The organism is Noviherbaspirillum sp. FW303-A3 (assembly GCF_058788695.1).
Map to the genome: position 1 here is coordinate 664,042 of NZ_JBYTAZ010000001.1, position 19,703 is coordinate 683,744.

At 62.0% G+C, this 19,703-nt stretch carries 17 protein-coding genes; 15 read left to right on the plus strand and 2 right to left on the minus strand.

The features are described 5' to 3' along the window. Positions 1–11: 11 nt before the first annotated feature. The 12 genes from traC to AC3WOY_RS03310 are packed head-to-tail and all read left to right on the plus strand — an operon-like array spanning position 12 to position 15,620. Positions 12–2,579, plus strand: coding sequence for a type IV secretion system protein TraC (gene traC, locus AC3WOY_RS03255; RefSeq protein WP_492420939.1), 2,568 nt, complete (start codon positions 12–14; stop codon positions 2,577–2,579). After that, a complete protein-coding gene (locus AC3WOY_RS03260) occupies positions 2,576–2,932 on the plus strand; it encodes a hypothetical protein (RefSeq protein ID WP_492420940.1) in 357 nt (118 codons plus the stop codon). The genes traC and AC3WOY_RS03260 overlap by 4 nt, the downstream gene beginning before the upstream one ends. Beyond that, positions 2,929–3,534, plus strand: coding sequence for a conjugative transfer signal peptidase TraF (gene traF / locus AC3WOY_RS03265; protein ID WP_492420941.1), 606 nt, complete (start codon positions 2,929–2,931; stop codon positions 3,532–3,534). Before AC3WOY_RS03260 ends, traF (AC3WOY_RS03265) begins: the two co-directional genes overlap by 4 nt. An 11-nt stretch (positions 3,535–3,545) precedes the next feature. Beyond that, positions 3,546–3,884 carry a hypothetical protein gene (locus AC3WOY_RS03270; RefSeq protein WP_492420942.1) on the plus strand — a complete coding sequence of 113 codons (339 nt, stop codon included), beginning with the start codon at positions 3,546–3,548 and terminating at the stop codon, positions 3,882–3,884. 3 nt (positions 3,885–3,887) lie between these two features. Then, complete coding sequence (gene traW / locus AC3WOY_RS03275) at positions 3,888–4,526, plus strand: type-F conjugative transfer system protein TraW (RefSeq protein ID WP_492420943.1); 639 nt, start codon at positions 3,888–3,890, stop codon at positions 4,524–4,526. Continuing rightward, positions 4,523–5,533 carry a conjugal transfer pilus assembly protein TraU gene (gene traU / locus AC3WOY_RS03280; protein WP_492420944.1) on the plus strand — a complete coding sequence of 337 codons (1,011 nt, stop codon included), beginning with the start codon at positions 4,523–4,525 and terminating at the stop codon, positions 5,531–5,533. The genes traW and traU overlap by 4 nt, the downstream gene beginning before the upstream one ends. Then, positions 5,520–6,290 carry a type-F conjugative transfer system pilin assembly protein TrbC gene (gene trbC / locus AC3WOY_RS03285; protein ID WP_492420945.1) on the plus strand — a complete coding sequence of 257 codons (771 nt, stop codon included), beginning with the start codon at positions 5,520–5,522 and terminating at the stop codon, positions 6,288–6,290. Before traU ends, trbC begins: the two co-directional genes overlap by 14 nt. 2 nt (positions 6,291–6,292) lie before the next feature. Beyond that, positions 6,293–10,123: a type-F conjugative transfer system mating-pair stabilization protein TraN gene (gene traN / locus AC3WOY_RS03290; protein WP_492420946.1), complete on the plus strand. Its 3,831-nt coding sequence runs from the start codon at positions 6,293–6,295 to the stop codon at positions 10,121–10,123. Next, positions 10,120–10,497: a hypothetical protein gene (locus AC3WOY_RS03295; protein WP_492420947.1), complete on the plus strand. Its 378-nt coding sequence runs from the start codon at positions 10,120–10,122 to the stop codon at positions 10,495–10,497. The genes traN and AC3WOY_RS03295 overlap by 4 nt, the downstream gene beginning before the upstream one ends. An 11-nt stretch (positions 10,498–10,508) precedes the next feature. Then, on the plus strand, positions 10,509–11,363 hold the full coding sequence (gene traF, locus AC3WOY_RS03300; protein WP_492420948.1) for a conjugal transfer protein TraF: 855 nt from the start codon (positions 10,509–10,511) through the stop codon (positions 11,361–11,363). Positions 11,364–11,374: 11 nt separating this feature from the next. Continuing rightward, complete coding sequence (locus AC3WOY_RS03305; protein ID WP_492420949.1) at positions 11,375–12,814, plus strand: conjugal transfer protein TraH; 1,440 nt, start codon at positions 11,375–11,377, stop codon at positions 12,812–12,814. Between the two features lie 31 nt (positions 12,815–12,845). Then, positions 12,846–15,620, plus strand: coding sequence for a conjugal transfer protein TraG N-terminal domain-containing protein (locus AC3WOY_RS03310; protein ID WP_492420950.1), 2,775 nt, complete (start codon positions 12,846–12,848; stop codon positions 15,618–15,620). Between the two features lie 11 nt (positions 15,621–15,631). Here the strand turns inward: AC3WOY_RS03310 and AC3WOY_RS03315 are convergent, their stop codons facing one another. Further along, positions 15,632–15,949, minus strand: a complete 318-nt coding sequence (locus AC3WOY_RS03315; RefSeq protein WP_492420951.1) for a hypothetical protein — start codon at positions 15,947–15,949, stop codon at positions 15,632–15,634. Positions 15,950–16,180: 231 nt separating this feature from the next. Between AC3WOY_RS03315 and AC3WOY_RS03320 the strand changes: the two genes are divergently transcribed. Genes AC3WOY_RS03320 through AC3WOY_RS03330 form a run of 3 tightly spaced genes read left to right on the plus strand, consistent with a single transcriptional unit; the run spans position 16,181 to position 18,155 of the window. Beyond that, a complete protein-coding gene (locus tag AC3WOY_RS03320; RefSeq protein ID WP_492420952.1) occupies positions 16,181–16,744 on the plus strand; it encodes a hypothetical protein in 564 nt (187 codons plus the stop codon). After that, positions 16,741–17,403, plus strand: coding sequence for a hypothetical protein (locus AC3WOY_RS03325; RefSeq protein ID WP_492420953.1), 663 nt, complete (start codon positions 16,741–16,743; stop codon positions 17,401–17,403). Before AC3WOY_RS03320 ends, AC3WOY_RS03325 begins: the two co-directional genes overlap by 4 nt. Beyond that, a complete protein-coding gene (locus AC3WOY_RS03330; RefSeq protein ID WP_492420954.1) occupies positions 17,400–18,155 on the plus strand; it encodes a hypothetical protein in 756 nt (251 codons plus the stop codon). The genes AC3WOY_RS03325 and AC3WOY_RS03330 overlap by 4 nt, the downstream gene beginning before the upstream one ends. A 90-nt stretch (positions 18,156–18,245) precedes the next feature. Here the strand turns inward: AC3WOY_RS03330 and AC3WOY_RS03335 are convergent, their stop codons facing one another. Continuing rightward, positions 18,246–19,466, minus strand: coding sequence for a tyrosine-type recombinase/integrase (locus tag AC3WOY_RS03335; RefSeq protein WP_492429167.1), 1,221 nt, complete (start codon positions 19,464–19,466; stop codon positions 18,246–18,248). Between the last annotated feature and the right edge of the window lie 237 nt (positions 19,467–19,703).

Sequence of the window (19,703 nt, forward strand, 5' to 3'; positions counted from 1 at the left end):
AGGAAATCACCATGTTCGAATCCCTTCGCGCAGGATTGCTCGACGCCGCCGGCGGCGCGCACATCGGCAGTTTATTCGGGCTGGACGAGCGCGACGAATCGCCGGCCGAGCAATTCGCCAGTTGGCTGCCATATTCGGCCTATATCGGTGACGAGGCCATCTTCGTCAACCGCGACAGCCTCGGCTTCATGCTGGAGATCATGCCGCAGTCCGGCGCGGACGAACGCATGGTCGAAGTGCTGATTTCACTGTACGCGACCTGCCCCAAGGGCGCGGGCATCCAGTTCCACCTGTTCGCCGCGCCGCACGTGCGCAACCTGCTGCGCCGCTACGCCAACCTGCGCACGGAAGACGAGGACCAGGCCGACAAAGCCAGGCATTGGGGCCGCCCGGCACGCAACGACAACCTGTTTCGCCGGCTCGCGCGCCAGCGCGTCGCCCATCTGCTTCACGGCGCGCAAACGTCGATGACCGCCGGATTCCATTACACCGTTCGCGATTTCCGGCTGATGATGAGCGTCGCGCTGCCCGGCAACTCCGAAGACATGAACCGGCGCGACGAACTGATCGCGCTGCGCGAAGCCATGGCCACCACCTTGCGCGCGGCGTCGCTGCCCAACCGCACCTGCGACGCGGCGGACCTGATCAACTGGTGCTCGCTGTTTACCAATCCGGACCGCATCTCGCGCACCGGCACGCCGGAGCTGCACTACGACGACGGCCGCGAGATCCGCGACCAGCTCGTCGATTTCGACACGATCCAGGATGCCCATGCCAACGGACTGCGCCTGTGGAAGGAAGGCGACTCCTGTGCGCTGGAAGCGCGGTTCTATTCGATCAAATCCTTCCCGGAGCGCTTCGCGCTATGGCAGATGGGTGCGCTGATCGGCGACCTGATGCAGCCGGCGCTGCAATACAACGCACCATTCCTGTTGACCATGGGCGTCCATGTGCTCGACCCCAACCTCACAAAAACCGCGGTCACCGCCAACCACGTGCGGGCGACGCAGAATGCGCAGAGCAAGATGGCGGCGGTCATGCCCGACGTCAATAAGAAGCTGAAAGACTGGAACGCCGCGGCCGACGCGATCGATGTCGGCGGAGCGCTGGTCAGTATGTATCACCAGCTTGCGCTCTTCACGCCGCCCGGCAAGGCGGTCGCGGTCGAGGAAACCGCGAAAGCGATCTGGCGCGCGCGCGGATTCGAACTGAACGCCGATGTATACATGCACCGCCAGGCATTGATCGCCAGCCTGCCGATGACCTTGTCGGAACGGTTCCATCGGGACCTGAAGAAGATGCGGCGCGTCACGCGCAAGACCATGGCGAACGCAATCCACCTTGCGCCCCTGATCGCCGAATGGCGCGGCACGCGCACGCCCACGCTCGTCTTCGGCGGACGGCGCGGCCAGTTGATGACGCTGGACCTGTACGACAACGACCTGGGCAATTACAACTTCGCGATCATCGGCGCGCCCGGTTCCGGCAAGTCGGTGCTGATGAACGAGATGGCGTGGTCGTACCGGGCGATCGGCGCCAAGATCTGGATGCTGGACCTGGGGCGCTCGTTCGAGAAACTGTGCCGCAAGGCGAAAGGCACCTATATCGAATTCCGACCGGATAATGACATTTGCCTCAACCCGTTCTCGACCGTGCAGGACATCAACGAGGACATCGACATGCTGGTGCCGGCGATCGCCAAGATGGCGTCGATGCAGCACACGCTCGAAGAAGTGCAATACAAGGCCATCTCGGCAATGAGCCTGAAGCTGTACCGCGAATACGGTCGCGACCTGACGGTGACCGCCCTGCGCGACGCGTTCAAGACCGGCACGATCGCCGAACTCGGCGTCGTCAACGATCCGCGGATTCGCGATCTGGCGATCATGCTGAACCCTTACGCGAAGGGCGGCCAGTACGAGCGCTTCTTCGAAGGCAGGAGCAGCATCGATTTCTCCAACGACTTCATCGTCATAGAGAACGAGGAATTGAAGCGCAGGCCGGACTTGCACGCGGTGGTCAACATCCTGCTGCTGTACCAGATCACCGGCGAAATGTACCTGACGCGCAACCGCAAGAAAGTGCTGTTCATCGACGAACTGAAACAGCAGCTCGGCGACATCGGCGCCAACGATCCGGTCAAGGCGGCGGTGGTCGAGGAAGCGGCACGCCGCGCCCGCAAATATGGCGGCGCTCTGGGCACCGCGACGCAAAGCGCCGACGACTACTACGGCTCGGCGCAAATGGAAGCCGCGTTCAACTGCTCCGACTGGGTGTTCCTGCTACGGCAGAAAAAGGAATCGATCGAGATGCTGGACCGCAAGGGCCGGCTGACGATGGACGAATCGAAAAAGCGCCTGCTCAATTCCCTGCGCACCGAGCCCGGCGTGTTCTCCGAAGTCTATATCTCGTCGCCCGTGGGTGAAGGCGTGGCCCGCAATATCCTCGATCCGGCCACCCATTTGCTGTTCTCGAACAAGCTGGAAGACAACGCGCCGATCGACGAGCTGCGCGCACAGGGCTACAGCATCGATGACGCGATCACTGAACTGCTGCGTCAACGGGGGCATACGCTATGAGGACGCTCATCATCCATTCCGCTGCCACCCTGTTCCTGGTTGCGGTCGCGCTGCTCGCATACGACCGTCTGGTGGCGCGCCCGGCGCAGCTGGTCGGTATCGTCGATGTGGGCGAGGTCTACCGGGACAAGGAAGCCGAGTTCACGCAGCAGCTCACCAAGACCGCAACGGACGATGAGCGTCAGAAAGCGTTGGAGATGGCGCGCCGGTTTGCGCAACGGCTTCCCCTGGCATTGGAGGAGCTGCCGCGCGACTGCCGCTGCCTGGTGCTCGTGCGCACCTCGGTTGCCGGCACGCCGCCGCACTCGGTCGATCTGACCGCGCTGTTGAAGCGCAAGGTGAGTCTGCCATGATCGTCGATCCCTCCACGCTCGGACCGCGGACGGCGGGCGGCAATCCGTTGCGCTGCACGTTCCGCGCATTTGCCCGCTTGTTCGAAGATTCCCTGCGCCACGCGCGTCGCCACTGGGTTCTTTATACGCTGGTGTTCGCCATTTGGGGACTGGCGTTCGTGCGCGTGTTCGTCGATCCGATGCCGCGCGTGCCAATTCTCTTCAACTGGACGGCCAGCGTTCCCTACACGGTCGCGCTGGTGCAGTACCGACAGCAGCAACCGCTCAAGCGCGGCGATTTCATCGTCTACCAGTTCGACGGCACAGCGCAGCGCATGTATCCGGGATTGCGCGCGCAGCCGTTCTTCAAGCGGATCCGCGGCATGCCGGGGGAGCGCGTGACCGTCGTCGACCGCCAGGTATTCGTGAACGGCGTGCCTGTGGGCTTCGCGAAAACCGTCACCTTCGATCGCCGCCCGCTCGCTCCAATCGCAGAAACGGTGATTCCACCGGGTTACTTCTACGTGCAGGGCACCCATCCCGACAGCTTCGATTCGCGCTATCGCGAAAGCGGCCTCGTGCGTGCGGATCAGGTCATCGGCAAGGTTCTTCCTCTGTTCTAACGGAGCCCATCATGCGCAGGACATTCCATCTGATCGCGCTGTTCTTCCCCGCTGCTGCCGCGCTGGCCGGGAGCGGGGCAGCGGCGCCAATGCAAGACGATATCCCGCTGGCCGCCTATCTGGACGCGCTGGAACGGATCGCACCGGCGGCGCGCGAGGGGGCCGACGTCTACCTGGCTGCGTTCCGGCAGCGCTGCGGACGGCCCCTGAAGACGGTCGAATTGCGCAGGGCATTCGCGGATGGATCTGGCGATCCGGTGCTGATGGCGATGGTACTTGCCGCCTTCCAGCGCGACACCCTGAAGCTTCGGCGCTTGGCCGACGGCATTTCGTGTGCACGGAGGATGTGAACCATGGCGCATCGCGTCTCCCTGTTCATGCTCGCCGGTGCACTTGCCGTCTGCGGTCTTGCGCAAGCCACCGATCTGGGCGTGATCGGCCCGGTCTACCCGATCGCGGAGCCCCATCTGCTCGATTTCATCCGGCAGCGCCTGCAGGAGAAGGAACGCAGCGGCGAACTGAAGAAATTGGAAGAACAAGCGCGCGCACGCGGTGCCGACGCCGTCGCCCATCCGAAACCGGTCGCGGGCATCAAGCCGGCGGAAGCGGCCCGCACCTTCTATTTCGATCCGACGTTCACGCTGGACCGCAATGTTCTTGACGACAAGGGGAGCCTGCTGTTCGCTGCCGGGACGCGCAAGAACCCGCTCGAAGTCATCGCGCTTTCCAAGCACCTGCTGTTTTACGATGCGCGCGACCAGCGGCAGGTGACGCGAGCCAGAGAGCTGATCGCGTTCTACCGGGGCCGCAAGGTGCACGTGAAACCCATCCTGGTGGGCGGCTCCTACCTCGACCTGATGCAATCCTGGCGCACGCCGGTGTACTACGACCAGCAAGGCTTGCTGACGCGTCGCCTGGGCATCACGCGGGTGCCCGCCATCGTCTCGCAGGACGGCCTGCGCCTTCGTATCGATGAATTGGTTCTGCCATGAAAACATATGCCCACCTCCTTCTCGCCCTTGTCCTGGTGCTGCCGTTTGGCGGCGTACACGCGCAAATCGCGACCTGCACCGGCAAGTTCCCGAACCCGATCACCGACATTTGCTGGAGCTGCATCCTGCCGATTTCCATCGGCGGCGCCCGCATCGCCAACTTCGGCGGACAGGAAGACATCGACAACCCGTCCAGCCCCGTCTGCAGCTGCGGCGTGAATCCGACCATCGGCTTGTCGATCGGCTACTGGGAGCCGGCGCGCCATGTCGAGGTGGTCCGCAAGCCGTTCTGCCTGGTATCGCTCGGCGGCATCGACCTCGACCCCGGCATCCCGGCGCCGGAAGCAGCCCGCTTCACCCGCTCCGAAGGCGATGGCGACGGCGGCAGCTTCTACCAGGCGCACTACTACGTGAATCCGGTGATGTACTGGCTGGGCGTGATCACGGATTTTCCGTGCATGGAGCAAGGCTCGTTCGACCTGGCCTACCTGACCGAGGTCGATCCGCTGTGGAACGACGATGAACTGACGCTGATTCTGAACCCGGATGCGGTGCTGTTCGCCAATCCGGTCGCAATCGCCGCCTGTGCCGCCGATTGCGTCGCCGCATCCGTCGGCTTTGGCATCCGCGACCTGTTCTGGTGTGCCGGCTGCCAGGGCAGCATCTATCCGCTCGATGGCCACGTCCCCTACCACATGGGGGGCGTGCGTACCGCGGCGCTGCTGACGCAACGGCTGACCGCCAAGCTGCACCGCGAACTGCTGGCGTGGGGCTGGCATGGCAGGGCCGGGCTATGCGGGCCGTACTTCCAGCCCGTGATGGACAAGACCGCGTACAAGACACAGCTGACCTATCCCATTCCCAACACCGACAAGATCGACGGCAAATGCTGCCAGCCGTTCGGTCGCACCACCGTGCTGTGGGGCGCCGGCAAGGAATATCCGGTGCGCGGCGAAGACTTCGCATTCATGTTGTTCAGAAAAAGGAATTGCTGTGTCGGCTACTAACCACTTCTCACACGGGTTTCGCGCCGCGCTTTGTGCGCTTGCGCTCATGACGACTACCGCTTGCATTCCAGACGCGTTGGCGCAAGCCAGCCCCGTCATCACCGATACCGATGTCGAGCGGGCGGCTCGCATCCAGCCGGTAATTACCGACGACGACATCGAGCGGGCGCAGAAGAAGCACCGGATGCCGTCCGACGGTGAGCTTCTTCAGGGCCCTGCCATAGCATCACCTATGCTCGACGTGCTTCCAGCGCCCGGTTCATCCCGTGCGATCGACCTGGAATCCCTGGCAAGAGGCTATCAAGCCAATGCCGACCGCATGGCTGCGGCAAGGGCAATCCAATCCGGCCCCGGATTGCTGGTCTTTGTCAGCTTCTCGATGCCTGAACCGACGTTGCGGCGACTCGTCGATCAGGCTGAGAAGGCGCAAGCGTCATTGATCGTCCGCGGTTTCGTCAACGGATCGTTGCAGAAAACCGTGGCGCACGCGCAGGGATTAATCGGCAACCGGCAGGTCGCCGTCCACATTGATCCGCAAGCTTTCGACCGCTTCGCGGTCGTGAAGACGCCGACCTTCGTGCTGGTGCGCGACGGCGCTCAGGGCCAAGCCTGCGATTCCGGCCTGTGCTTTCCTGCTGGTGCCTTCGCCACGACCTCCGGCGACGTGAGCCTGGACTATGCGCTCGAATTCATCGCGCGCCAGGCGCCGCCCTTCGCCAAGGATGCTCGCCGCTATCTGAAAAAAATCCGGGGTTAGCCATGCGCCGATTGATCGTCACCCTCGTCCTCCTGTACTGCGCGCAGCCGCCGGCGTTCGCCGGTCCGCACGAAGACGGCATCGCCGCCGGCAATGCGGCCAATGCCTTCAGTCGCGGCACCGTTGGCGGTGCCAGCGCGGAGAGCGTGGTACCGGGCTACACCGCCACGCCGCCGGAAAGAACGTATTACGGCCAGCCGAACTTGTCTGGGCAGGCGAATTCGGGTATTGCCAATTGCGCGCTGACGCCGGGCGATCCCGTGTGCGAAGCACAGCTAGGGGCGATCCGTTCCGCCAATACGCCCAGGGAGGCCATCACCGCTTACGATCCTGGCATTGCGACTGCGAAGGACATCGCGCGCAATCCTTCCCTCGCGCTCGGCAGTCTCGCGGCGTACTACGCCGGCTGCACCACCACCGATGTCACCGCCCCGGCAACAACCCAGCCCCGCATTTGCCGTCGCACCGCCGGCGTCAGCACCTATCAATGCGCGCGGACATTGACCGTCGGCATGGAACGCAATGCGAATTGCAGTCCGGGCGACTGGTTTGCCCATGCCGGCGCCGGCAACTCCGGCTTTGACGTCCAGTGCCTGCCCGAGCGGCCTGACACGGCACAGCATTTCCGCATTACGCAGGCAGGCGACCCCGTCGTCTTTTTTGATGCCGATTTGACGGTGCCCCGAGTGTTCCCGGAACGCGTGGCCGACCTTGGGGCTATCGGCGGCGCCGGTACGACGGGAGCGCCCGCCCACAATTGGGTATGGATCGCCGGGACTTCGTGCACGTCGACGACATGCACGGCAACCGCACTCATCGCGCCCGACCGCCATGAAGCATGCACGGGCGGCGGCGATTCCGGATCGACCTGCAGCACAACGGAACCCTTCAACCGCGTCTTTGCCGCATGTCCGTCCGGGCAACAGCACGGGGGAGCGATCCGGCGCACGTCAGGGTCACCCGAAGCGCAGCCCGTTCCCACGGCGACGCCCATCGTGATCGACTACTACGGCGACTCGACGGTATGGGGCTATGCGAGCGGCAGCGGCGGCCAGGTGGCTCGGCCCGCGCCGGCCGTGTTCGTCGATGAACTGCCAGCCACCGCACAATTCGACGTACGCAACGAAGGCGTCAGCGGTTCCACCGCCTGCGAACTGCTGCGCGGCGCCGACGGCAGGCACCAGCAGTGGGACCGGCAAATGGCCGCGTCCACCGCGTCATTCGTGATCATCAACCACGCCATCAACGATCAGTGGAAAGACAGCCTGGCCGATTACCGCTCGTGTCTCGCCCAGCTCGCGCAAGTCGCGAAACAACACGGCAAGCAAGTCATCTTCGAAACGCCGAATCCGACCAGGGATAGCGGCCCGGGCGGCCTGGACATCTACGTGCAGGCGATGCGAGACGTCGCCTCGCAGGAGCAAGTGCCGGTGATTGACCAGTACGCCTATCTGACCAGCTATCTGGCGGGCCGCAGCCCTTACACGATTGCGCCGGACGGGCTGCACCCCTCCGATGCCGTCTACGAGATGAAAGGCAAGTACGCCGCCGAGACGTTTGCCAGCCTGTTCCCCAACCTATCCGGTTCCGGCTCCACGACCGCCACGCTGGACGAATCAAGATGCTACCTGCCATCGTCCACCCCGACCGCGCTCGCCGGCACCGACACGACCGGAACATTTTCGGCTTCGTACTGGATTGCCGCGGGCCAGCGCGCCGTAACCGGCTGGCAAAGGAATCCAGCATTTCCGCTGCCGATTCCCGAGATGACGCTCAGCTACACCAAGCCTGCCATGCAGGTCACGGAAGGCGATCGCTGGGAAGATCAATGCCCGATACTGGCCTCCGGCGGACGCTGTACGCTGGCGACCGCCGATGTGTGTGCCGATGGACCGTCGACCAAGCGCATCGACGGCCGGGACGTGACTCGCCCGTGCTGGCGCTACGAGCGTACGCTATCGTGCAACGACGGCATGCCGATCAACGAATGCGCGCCGCTGGCCGCATCCGGATGCACGCCCGCCGCGTCGTCCTGCCAGCAGATGAATGCAGCGACCGGCGTGTGCGAAGTGTTCCAGGACACCTACCACTGCCCGGTTCCGGCGCAGACGACAACATCGGCGAGCAATTGTCCCAGCAACGTGTTTTGCCTCGGCGACAGTTGTTTCAATACCGCTTATACCAGCGATGCCGACTTCGCCCGTTCGATGACGTACATGGAAGCGGCGCGCGAAGCCGGCGTGTATCTCGACACCGACCGCATGCAAGTCTTCAAAGGCGAACGCAACCGCTGCCGGGACCGCCTGCTGACCAATTGCTGCACGTCGGACAGCGCGGGCGCCGGCATGACCAACCGTTCGGTATTCGGCATGGGATCCCGCCTGGTCTACGACGTGCTGATGAACTCGGACAACCGGCAATTCCTCTACCAAGGCATCCGGGCGCTGCTGACCGACGCCGGCTTCAATGGCAGTTTCAGCTCGTACGGGGTGACGGTCGCGGTCAACGGTACCGCACTGCCCGCCGGTTCCGTCACCCTCTTTACCGGCGACAGCATCGCCATCGCGTTCGATCCTTGGTCGCTGGCGGTCACAGCCATCATGGTTGCCGTCACGTCGGCGATCTCCTGCGACGAGGAGGAAGGCAAGCTTGCGATGAAAGAAGGCGCGCGCCTGTGCCATGCGGTCGGCACCTATTGCTCCTCCTGCCTGCGCGTCCTCGGGCGATGCGTGTCCTGCATCACGCGCACGACATCCAAATGCTGCTTCAACTCCGTGTTGTCGCGCATCGTCAACGAGCAAGGCCGCATCCAGGTCGGCAAGGATTGGGGCAGCGCGGAAAGTCCCGATTGCTCCGGATTCACGGTAGCGCAACTGCAAACGCTCGATTTTGCGGCGATGGATTTGTCCGAGTTCTATGCGTCCATCGTTCCCGACACGCCCGATATCGCGCGCATTCGCTCGTCGGCTGCCACCCGCGTCGCCCAGTTTGTCGCGGATCCCCGTCACATGCGGCCGGCCGCGCCGCCGCGTGTCGAAACGCCCCCGCCACCGGTAGGACCGACACCGCTTCCGCCTGGACAGACGCCCGGACCGCGCCCATCACCACCGCCCACGAACGGCAATGTGTCGCCGTATGGGCAAGACCCGTCGCTCTATACGTCGACCTTCGCGGAGGAATTCGAAAACGGCCTGGATCCCGGTCTCTGGAACGACACGATCTGGTACGAAGCGTCGAATCCGACGAGAAACTACGCGGTCGAGGATGGCGTGTTGAAAATCTGGCCGGAACGCGACGCCAGCGGACGCTTCTTCAATCGCACCATCGATACCGACGGAAAATATGTCCAGACCTATGGCTACTTCGAAATCGAGGCGAAGCTGCCGCTGGGCAAAGGAACGTGGCCAGCGTTCTGGTTGTTCAATCATATCGGTGACCGCCGTCCGGAAATCGACGTGATGGAAGCCTACCCCGGCGGCAGGCCCCCTTGGGGTTTCATCGACAGCAATGGCGTGGTGCATCCGCAAGCGTATGCACCGACGGTGTGGAAGGGCGACTACGACGGCCAACTGGTCGGTTCGCGTCAATACGACACGGGCATGGACCTGTCGACCGGCTTCCACAAGTACGCGGTGAAGTGGGAGCCGAACAAGCAAACCTTTTATTTCGACGGCCAGGAAGTGCTGACGCTCGACGTCGCCATGCCCGATCCAATGTATCTGATGCTGGATCTCTGGTACGGCAGCGAGAGCGGCGAGCCGGACGACTCGACGCCGACCGGAAAAGCGAATTCCTACGAGATCAACTACGTCAGAGCCTGGAGTTTCAAATGAAGCCACGCTATGTCGCCGCCTCCTTCGTTGTCGCGCTCGCTGCCAACGCCCAGGCCTCCGCCGTCCTGCGCACACCGGTGACGGATCCGCGCCCCTTGCTCGTCGCCGCCATCGATTCGCCCACCGGTGAAGCGCATGGGGTGCTGACGGGCGACACCGCCGACGTGATCAACCGGAAATTCAACGCCACCACGCCGATCCTGATCGACGTGACCACCGAAAAGCGCTTTGCGCAGGCTGGCTGCAGCCGCCTGAAGCTGCGGTTCTGGCAAGACGCTGTACACCTTCCCGGCGCCACAACGCCGCGTACGCAGACGATCGAGTTCGGCATCAATTATTGCCGCGACGGACAGCCCCCGCGTTCCTTGTCATGAAAGTGAACGCGGTGAAAACGCTCGTAGCGGCGGTAACGGCGGTATGCGCTGCTGCCGCGACCGCGCAAACTCTGGCTCCGCAGACCGCTGTCCGCGCGCCAACATCCTCGTACTGGGCCGATAGACAGCGTGGATGGCATTTCTACGAAGATCCGGAGCCGGAACCCGTTGCACCGCCCCTGCCAAAGGCGGCGCCGGCGAGGGCCGAACCGCACAAGCCGCCGGAAATCGTCCAGTTCGAGCACCTCCAAAAATCATTGGAGGAATACCGCCACGTCGCAATCATCAACCCGAGCGAAGCGAACGTGCGCCGCTACATGGAACTGGAAGCGCGGATCGTGAGCCAGGCCTCGCGCTTCGCCGACGTCGCACAACGGGTGGCCTGGGCGACGCCAGAGCTCGACCCGACGCTGCACGGTCGCCCAGTCAACGCGAAGGCGCTGGAAGTCTTCGAGCTGGGCCAACTGGAGGCGCGTTCACGCTCGGTCGCTGTGTTGGCCAAGGATCACGTCCTGTTCTTTTTCTTCCGAAGCGACTGCCCGTATTGCCACGCCTTCGCGCCGACGCTGGAAGCCTTTCAGGCGAGGCACGGCATTACCGTCGTCCCCATCACCATGGACGGCGGCGGCATTCCGGGCTTCCCCAACCCGCGGCGCGACAACGGCATCGCGCGCACGCTGCATGTCACCCAAGTGCCGGCCGTGTTCCTGGCCCAGCCATTCACCGGAAAGATTTCACCGATCGGCTTTGGCGTGCTGTCGGAGTCACAACTGCTCGAGCGGATTGCCGTGGTGTCGAATCCGTCATCCGACGCCATGGCGCCGCATACCGCCAAACAAATCCCGTTGCAGAGTCCGCCGCATTGAGGAGCCACACCATGTCCACCAAGCCCGCCAGAAATGCTGTCGCCATCATCACCGCCTGGTCGTTGATGCTGGCGCGGCCATCGCTACGTGCCGCCGATCTGAATGGAGAAGTCGACAATATGTTCAACAGCCTTGGCGCGATCGGCAATTACACGGTGCCCGGCGCTTTCCGGGGCCAGACGTTCAACACCTATGCGGGCGGCAGTCTGTTCCTGCGGGCACCCAACAAGGTGTACCAATTGGCCGCGATCCAGTTCCCCAGCGCCAAGGCCGGCTGCGGCGGCATCGACGTATTCGGCGGTTCGTTCTCGCACATCTCCGCGACCGAGTTCAGGAACATGTTGCGCAACATTACCGCTGCACTGCCGGGCATCGCGTTCCAGCTCGCGCTGGAATCGGTATCGCCCTTGCTCGGCGGGCTGACGAAGTGGGCGAAAGGGCTGGAAACCTGGATCAACAACGCGCGCATCAATTCGTGCGAGACAGCGAAGGCGCTGGTCAGCACCGCTGCCGAATCGATCGGGTACAGCTCGCAGGAAGCGTGTGCCGACATCGCCATCGAGATGGGCCTGGAAACCGACCGCGATGCCGCCAGGCGGCGCTGCGCCTCCGACCGCGCCGCCATCCTGGCCGGCGCACGCGCATCGACCGATCCGAATGTCCGGAACAAGGCGCCCTTCGTCGGCAACCTGACCTGGAAAGCGCTGCAACTGACCGGGACTTACCTCGACGACGCGGAACGCGAACTCATCATGAGCCTGGTCGGCACGGTCATTTTCTATCCAGACGAATCCGGCCAGGCGCCCGCACCGATCGCGCCCACCCTGACCTCCATCAGCCACCTCTTGTATGGCCAGGCGACTGCCGCCGCTGGCAACGTCACCCAGCACCTGCTCAGGTGCAACAACTACACCGACTGCGATGCTGTGACCATCGACACCACGTACGTGCACACGCCGTTTACGACGCGGGTCGAGAACATGATGCGTTCCATCGCCTCGCGGATCGCGACACGGTCCCCGATCCCCAACAACTCCGCCGAGGTCGGCTTCGTCAACCAGACCACGGAACCCGTCTACAAGATGCTCTCGATCGGATCCACCATTCCGGGTTCGGGCTTGGCGGATAGCCTCATTACGCAATACCGGGACGTCATCGCCGCCGACTACGCGTATGTCTTCTTGGAACGCAATCTGCGCGTCGGTATGGCGGCCTTGGACAAGGACTACCTGCTGGCCAACACGCAGCGCGAGCAGTCCGCCAACATCCGCAAACGCGCACAAGCGCTGCTCCTTCAGATCGCGCAGGAAAAGAACCTGCTCTACCAAAAGGTCGGCTCGTTCCGCGCGGTGACATCGCATCTCGAACAATTGGAGCGTCAGCTCCGCAGCAGCATGCCGCAGCACGTGATGGACCTGTTGGGGCAACAGGCGGCCGCAATCGGCCGGTGAACGCTGTGATCGCATCGCATGGGGCGACATCATGTGGGAAATCTTTGCCTACCAAAATTCGGACAGTCTGTTTGGCATCTTCAATGCGATCGCCGCCATTCGGGGCGCGGACACCTACCTCAGCGCCATTGCCGGAGTGGTGTTTTGCGGATTCATCGCCGCCCTCCTCGCTTACGCATTCGCACCGCAAAAGCTGCAAGGCTGGCAATGGCTGGCTTCCGTCGTGCTCGTGTACTCGATCCTGTTCGTGCCGCGCGTGACCATCGGCATTGTCGACAAGACCGGCGGCGCGCCGGTGAGGATCGTGGATAACGTTCCCTTTGGCCTCGCCCTGTTCGGCGGTCTCACCAGCACCATCGGCAATACGCTCACCGAATTATTCGAGATGGCATTCCAGGTGATTCCTGGTAGCGGCAGCCTGCCCACCGAACTGGCCTATCAAAAGAACGGCTTGATGTTCGGGAATCGCCTGATCCGGGAGTCAGGCAACGTGGTCTTCCAGGACCCGAATTTCCGCACCGATCTGATCAATTTCATCCATAACTGCACGATGTATGACCTGATCGACGGCACGATCGACCCGACGGTCTTTTCGCGCTCCGATGATGTCTGGAGCATGATGTCCAACCCGAACCCCGCTCGCTTTACCACGCTGACTAGAGCCGGCGGCACGGTAGACATCGATACCTGCCCCAACGCCTACAACGATCTGAACGGCCGGATTCCGGCACAGATCAACAGCATCCAGGACAAGCTCGCGGGCCAGTTGAATCCGACCCTGCCTAGCGCCGCAGCCGCCGCCGTGATCGCCACGCAAATCCAGCAGGCGTACCTGAAGAACGGCATTGCCAGCGCCGCGGCGACTGCCGCCGACATCATTCGGCAGAATGCCGTGATCAATGCGATCAACGATACCAGCCGGATCATCGGCCAAAAGACCAACGATCCGGCGTCGATGATGCTGGCGGTCGGCCGTGCGCAGGCAGTCGCCCAGACCAATGCGGCATGGATCAACAACGGCAAAATTGCCGAACAAGCGTTGCCGGTGGTGCGGAACGTCGTTGAGGCCCTTGCCTATGCGATGTTCCCGATCGTGGTACTCCTATTGTTTCTCACCAGCGGCCGCGAAACGATGATGGCGCTCAAGAACTACATTGCGGTGCTGATATGGATTCAGATGTGGCCGCCCCTGTACGCGATCCTCAACTATATGGCGAGCATTTATGCCGCCTCCGAGCTGTCGGCCGCAGCCAATGTGGGCGGTGGATTGAAAACGTTGTCGCTGCTGACGGCCTCCTCCATTTACGCGAACGCCATTTCTTCCGAAGCGGTGGTCGGCTACATGACCATCAGCATTCCCTTTATTGCCTGGGCGGCATTGAAGCGCATGGAGAACTTCGGCACCAGCATTGTCGGCGGACTATCAGGATTGCAATCCGCGATTACCTCGTCGACGAGTTCTTCAGCCGTCGGTAACGTCAATATGGGCAACGTTGCGATGGACCAAATGCAACTCGCGCCCAACCGCACCTCGGCATTCATGAGCAGCATGCAAAGCGATCTCACCGGAAATACCGTCACGTCGAATGCGCTCAATGGCCGCACTGCAGTCAGTTTGTTGCGCAACCAGGGCTTTGCTTCTCGCGTGGTATCGATGCGGGTATCGGAACAGGATGTAACCGAAGCCAACAAAGAGGCCAATTCCGCGCGCAGCGAAGCGATCGCTGCCAACACAGAAAGCTCGGCCGTGTTGGCGGATGCGCTGAACAAGGGCATCGCCAAGGTCCGGTCGTCACGCACCAGTGGCGGAACGTCGTCGAGCAGTTTCGAGCAGGTGGGTGAACATCTGAATCGCCTGGATCAGATTACCAAAGGAGTCGCCGAGAAAACCGGGCTATCGCAGTCACAAGTTGCCCAGATTGCATTTGGCGCAGCGGGCCATGTCGGAGCGTCAGGTACTTTCGCGGGAGCGGAAATCAAGGCGAGCGCCGGAAAGACGTATCTGTCCACGCTCTCGGGCGAACAGCAAAAGGTACTGGGATCAATGAGCGCCGATCAGGTCGCTGAATTCAAGCAATTTGGTGACCGCGTATCCCGGGATACGAGCTTCATCAATGCCATCGGATTCGACTCCAGGGAGGCGAAGGATATGTCAGCGCGTCTTGCTACCGCAATCTCGAGGTCCGAACGTGCGGATGCTACGCTCGCCCAACGGACGGCGTTTGCTGAACGGCTTGTTTCTGCTCGTGAACGTGGGGAGACGATTTCGATCGACATGGCGCAAGATCCGCATAATGTCGAGATGTTCATGCGCTATGCAGAACAATACGGCGGCAATAGTGCTGCGGCATTTGCGCTGTTCGATGCGGAACTGGCACGCCAGGGCTTGCGTCCGAATCGCGTTTTCTCGGATGGCACCGCGCTACCGACTTCGTTCGATGACATACGCGCACGGCACGGCCAAGACGCTAATGATCCGCACTTGAATCCCGATACGGCGGCGATCGATCGCGAACATCGCAGACAAATCTCGCGCTTCAACACATCCATTGCGAGTATTCCCGGCTCAACACAGCCCTCTGAAACTCGTGGCGATATCCAAGCGCACGGCGTGGAAATTCGAAAGCAGACTGATTCCGACAGTCAAAAATTTGATGCAAAAGCGGAAATTGTCGAGACTCCTGACGGAACACTCGCGTCAAGGAAGTCATTGCTTAAGCGATCGGGGAAGCAATTAGCACAAGATGCCGGCGCTACCTTCGACAATGCCAAAGACGCTGTGAAGGATTTGTTGGATAAAAAGTAGGAGGCCCGACACTACAGCTTATCTGGATCGAATTGGTGATGCCCATGCTCCGGCTCCAGCGGGCTCGTCAGCGGTGGGCGGCCTTTATCCCGCCAGTAATTCCGCGCGAGATCTTCTGGTGTGACGCCAAGACCGGCGAGCGCATCATCGGCGGTTTTAAGTGCGCGGCCCTTCTTGCCAATGCGAGCGATAGCGCCTCCAACTGCCGCTCCAGCAAGCGCGCCAATGGACATCATGACGATCTTCAGGCCCACCCCATCAGGGATTGACGTGAACAGACCGATGAGCGCACCGACTGCCATTCCGACCAAAAGAGGTAGTTTTTTCATTCGAAATCCCGTTCTGCAAAGCAGGGGCGTTACTGCCATTGTGACATCAAGGCGGATGAAACGTTCGGCTTGTCGGGCTCTGGCATTCGCTTGGCGGGTAGCACCGGAGCGACACGTCGGCCCGCACAGGGCAGCCGTTCCGGTCTGGCTGCCGTGGATAACAAGGATGACCGCATTGATTGCGCTCCGTTTGACTGCAACGGAGCATTTGCCATGCAAAGGAACCTCACCATGTTATTACCGTTTCCGTCTTCCGCCGACGTGCAAACGCTTGCCGGCTTTTGCGCCGGCGCCGCGCAGCCATTGCGCCGTCAGCGCGAGCTGACGACGTCTCTCTATGACGCCTACGGTACGCCCGTCGTCTATTCCTTCTCGTGGGGCCGGTTGCTGGAATCGGCCAGCCCTTTGCTCGATCCGGCCACGGAGCGATACACCGGGCTATCCTGGACGATCATTCCTTCGAGCGTCTGGCGCGATCTCTTGCCGCGCGTTCGTGCCAGCGGCTGGCATCTGTACCATCTGCTGGACAATCTCTGGCATTACACGGTGCAATGCCTCGACACACCGGTTCCGGCATCGGTCTATATCCAGGGCAGCTCGCGCGTCGAACTGGCCACCCTCACCACCCTGTGCATCGAAGATGCGCGGCAAGCGCGTGCCTGGATCGCACGGCAATTCCTGCCGCACGACTTGCCGCACGTTTTGGCTTCCTACCAGGGTTATCTGACCGCGCTCCTGGAATGGCGGCGCGAACGGTGGCTTATCGAGCCGCATCCGGAAGGAGGCATCCCATGATCGCGACCCTGCATTTGCCCGCGACGTTGATGAGCCAACCGCTGTCGGCCTGTGGCGTGCCGGGAGTGTTAGCGCAACTGCTTGCCCTGCACGGCAAGTCGGTTGCCGATCCGATCGGCGAGAGCTGGACCGATAACGGCCCCTTCTCAGTGACGCTGCAGAACGAGTTTCAGGAGGCGGCCGGCTATCGTTTCGATTGGGGCTGGGTCATCCCGTCCATGCCGCGCTGGTACATCGACGAGGGCAAGAGTGCTCCGGTCGCCTGGCGCTTCGTACCGGTCGCGCTGTGGCAGGAGTTCGCGCAGGCGCAACGCCTGCTCGAATCCGTGCCCAAGTTGCTGCAGGTAGCGGCGATTCCGGTATTCGATTGCATCGCACAGGCCGCCCATAGCCCGTTCGGTCCCTGGCTTTTTGAAGAGTACTGGACTTCCGACCTGCCTTACGGGTGCCTGGAACGCACGCTGCCGCACGATCTGTGCACATTCTGGCCGCACCGGATCACAGACGCGAATGGCGCGGCCCTGGTGCGATGGATCGAAGACGATTTCCTGCGGCAGCGCTTGCCGCCGCTCTTGCGGCTGTTGAAGTCGGCGGCACTGGCGCGCATACTCGTCCTCGAGAAGAGGCCCGTGATTCCCTCAATGGACGGAAAATCATGACCGAATCCAGAAAAGTCGTGAATGCCGAATGCGATCGGTTTGTCTTTTCCTACGCTGCCGTCGCCTCGTTATCGGCAGCTGGCGTGCCTGCGGATTACCTCGCGTCGCTCCGTGAGCAGGTCGCCCGTTCCCGGGGCTATATGTTCGAGCACGCGTATCTGATGGAACACCTTGCCGTCAAGCGCTCTCTCCCGTTGCGCGCGCGTTGGTCGCTGTACTTGCCGGCGCTGTGGCAGCGGGTCAGCGATGTCCGCAACCCGAATATGGACGTTTCCCCTACGATCGTTTCCTTGATTCGGTCACGGGCGCCGATGTGGCTGGCCGTCGATCCCGGTGACGGCTTTGCTGTGGCGAGCATACATACGAGTTTGGACAGGGAACACGATGCACGACAATGGCTCGCCGCCGTATTTTGCGCCAAAGCCTTTCAAGCCAAATTGAAAAAATTCGCCTCCTCTGCACATCAACCGGGCATGGTGGCCGCCCCGGTTGGTCAATGGAAACGACGCAACACCTACCTCCCGCGCCTGCTGCGCGCGACGTTCCGAGTCAATTGGCAAGACCTGGCGCACCTGGACGAACCGTTATACCGGCGGGCGGCGGCACTCGCCTTGGACATCCACGAAGTATTACTCCGCGCGCAACCGACGGCCGCAACAGGACAGGAAGGAATGGGGGACGCAGTGGAAGAGGAGCTGGACGTGATTGCGGCGGCACGCGAGGCGTTGGCGTTCCCCGTGCGTCCTGTCTAACCGAATTGGTGAAGTCCTCGTTGGCAAGTGCTGTTGACGGCCCCGCAACAAGTGGGGCCGTCGCGTCCAGTGAAAGACGTCATAGTCATTTCAATCCGCTGCCCGAAACGGTACCACGTCTGCGCCCTTGCGCAGCTTGTCCAGATAATCCGCCCAGCGCTGCATCATTTCCCTCCGTGCGGGCAGGTGCGCCGTGCGGTTATAGGCGCGGCCGTTCGGGTCTTTCACCGCGTGCGCGAGTTGATGCTCGATCAAGTCGACGCGCTCGCCCAGCACTTCATCCAGGATGGTCCGCGCCATCGCGCGGAATCCATGCGCAGTCATGACCTCCTTGCTGTAGCCCATGCCGCGCAGCGCGGCGTTGACCGTGTTTTCGCTCATGCAGCGTTCGCTGGTGCGGATGCTGGGAAAGACATATTTGCCGTGCCCGGTCAGCGCCTGCATCGCACGCAGGATCTCAACTGCCTGTGTCGAAAGCGGCACCATGTGATCCACCCCCATCTTCATTTTGCTGCCGGGGATGCGCCATGCTGCCGCGTCCAGGTCAATTTCCGCCCACTCAGCCGAACGCAATTCACCGGGCCGCACAAATACCAGCGGGGACAGCTTCAGTGCCGCTGCCGCGTAAGCATGTCCGCTATAGGCATGAATGGAGCGCATCAAGTCACCAACCCGCTTCGGCTCGATAATCGCGGCGTAATTCGATTTCGGAATCGCCGACAAGGCCCCCTTCAGGTCCGCGGTAACATCGCGTTCCGCCAATCCGGTCGCCACTGCATACCGGAAAACCTGCCCGCATATCTGCTTGACCCGGTGGGCGGAGTCGATCGCGCCACGCGACTCCATTTTTTGCACGGTCACCAGCACGTCGCGTGGTCCAATGGCGGAAATCGACCTGCCGCCGAGGAGCGGAAACACGTCTTTTTCGAGCCAGGTCGAGACCTTTTCCTGCGTACTGGCAGCACGATTTGCCGCCGTTTTTTTCAACCATTGCCGCGCGACCGCTTCAAACGTTTGTGTGGCTGCGACGGCTTGGGACTGTTTGCCGTCGCGCTTGGCCTGCCCCGGATCGATGCCTTCTGCCAACTGCTCGCGCGCCGCATCGCGCCGCTTTCTGGCCTTGGCCAGCGACACGGTCGGATACACGCCCAGCGCCAACGTTTTCTGCTTGCCGCCAAAGCGGTAACTGAGGCGCCAGTATTTGCCGGCAGCCTTCACCAGCAGAAAAAGGCCTTGCCCATCGGTGTGCTTGTCGCCGGCCGCGGCGCCGCTGTGCTTTACCTGTCGAACGAAGGTATCGGTCAGTCCCATGCCACCCTCCGGTGTCGCTGTTTGCGGTTGGTTTGAAGAAAGTACCAACAGGGCTAAAAGTACCAACAAAAATACCATCAATTTGTTGGTATCTCATGCTACTGCGAGAAACGTGACAAGACAATAAAAAACCCACAAAGCTAGGTGCCATGCGGGTTTTGAGACGGTATGGGACTTGTTGAATCCGAGAACTGGTGCCCGAGACCGGAATCGAACCGGTACGCCCCCTCTCGGGTA